The organism is Streptomyces sp. CC224B, from assembly GCF_030010595.1.
In the GTDB taxonomy this organism is placed as follows: domain Bacteria; phylum Actinomycetota; class Actinomycetes; order Streptomycetales; family Streptomycetaceae; genus Streptomyces; species Streptomyces longispororuber.
Map to the genome: position 1 here is coordinate 1 of NZ_JASCXL010000241.1, position 1,548 is coordinate 1,548.

General features: G+C 65.8%; 1 protein-coding gene. It reads left to right on the top strand.

Annotated elements, in window-relative coordinates; all coding sequences use genetic code 11:
- The coding region (gene pgi, locus QK440_RS41150) for a glucose-6-phosphate isomerase (protein WP_282798382.1) at positions 1 to 1,548 on the top strand (1,548 nt) is incomplete at both ends.

The following is a 1,548-nucleotide window of genomic DNA, read 5'->3' on the forward strand; positions in this document are numbered from 1 at the left end:
TCTGCGGGAGTTGTTCGAGGCCGATCCGGGGCGTGCCGAGCGGTACACGCTTCAGGTGGGGGATCTGTATCTGGATTACTCCAAGCATCTGGTGACCGATGAGACGTTGGGGTTGTTGCGGGAGCTGGCTGCGGCGACGGATGTGTTCGGGTTGCGGGATGCGATGTTCCGCGGGGAGAAGATCAATACGACCGAGGGCCGTGCGGTGCTGCATACGGCGTTGCGGGCGCCGGCGGATGCGGTGGTGGAGGTGGACGGGCGCAATGTGGTGCCCGATGTGCATGCGGTGCTGGAGAAGATGGCGGCTTTCGCCGGGCAGGTGCGTTCGGGTGCCTGGCGGGGGCATACGGGCAAGCCGATCCGGAACGTGGTGAACGTGGGGATCGGGGGGTCGGATCTGGGTCCGGCGATGGCTTATGAGGCGTTGCGGGCGTTTACCGACCGGGATCTGACGGTGCGGTTCGTGTCGAATGTGGACGGGGCGGATCTGCACGAGGCGGTGCGGGATCTGGATGCGGCCGAGACGCTGTTCATCGTGGCGTCGAAGACGTTCACGACGATTGAGACGATCACGAATGCGACGGCGGCGCGGTCGTGGCTGCTTGGGCGGCTGGGGGCGGATGCGTCGGCGGTGGCGCGGCATTTTGTGGCGTTGTCGACGAACGCGGAGAAGGTGGAGGCGTTCGGGATCGATCCGGCGAACATGTTCGGGTTCTGGGACTGGGTGGGGGGCCGGTACTCCTTCGACTCGGCGATCGGGCTGTCGTTGATGATCGCGATCGGTGCGGAGCGGTTCGGGGAGATGCTGGCGGGTTTCCGGCTGGTTGATGAGCATTTCCGAACGGCGCCGGCGGAGGAGAACGCGCCGTTGCTGCTGGGGCTGCTGGGGATCTGGTACGGCAATTTCCATGGGGCGCAGTCGCATGCGGTGCTGCCGTATGCGCATTATCTGTCGCGGTTCACGGCGTATCTGCAGCAGTTGGACATGGAGTCCAACGGCAAGTCGGTGACGCGGGACGGGCAGGCGGTGGGCTGGCAGACGGGTCCGGTGGTGTGGGGTACGCCGGGGACCAATGGTCAGCATGCGTATTACCAGTTGATTCATCAGGGGACGAAGCTGATTCCGGCGGATTTCATCGGTTTCGCGCGGCCGGTGGCGGAGCTGGGGGCGGAGCTGGCGGGGCAGCATGATCTGCTGATGGCGAACTTCTTCGCGCAGACCCAGGCGCTGGCGTTCGGCAAGACGCCCCAGGAGGTGCGGGCGGAGGGGGTTGCCGAGGAGCTGGTGGCGCACAAGACGTTTAGGGGCAATCATCCCACCACCACGATCCTGGCCGGTGAGCTGTCGCCGTCGGTGCTGGGGCAGTTGATCGCGTTGTATGAGCACAAGGTGTTCGTGCAGGGCGCGGTGTGGGGGATCGACTCCTTCGACCAGTGGGGGGTGGAGCTGGGCAAGGTCCTGGCCAAGCGCGTCGAGCCGGCCCTGACCGAAGGCACCACCGTCCCCGGCCTCGACCCCTCCACCACCGCACTGGTCAACAAGTACCG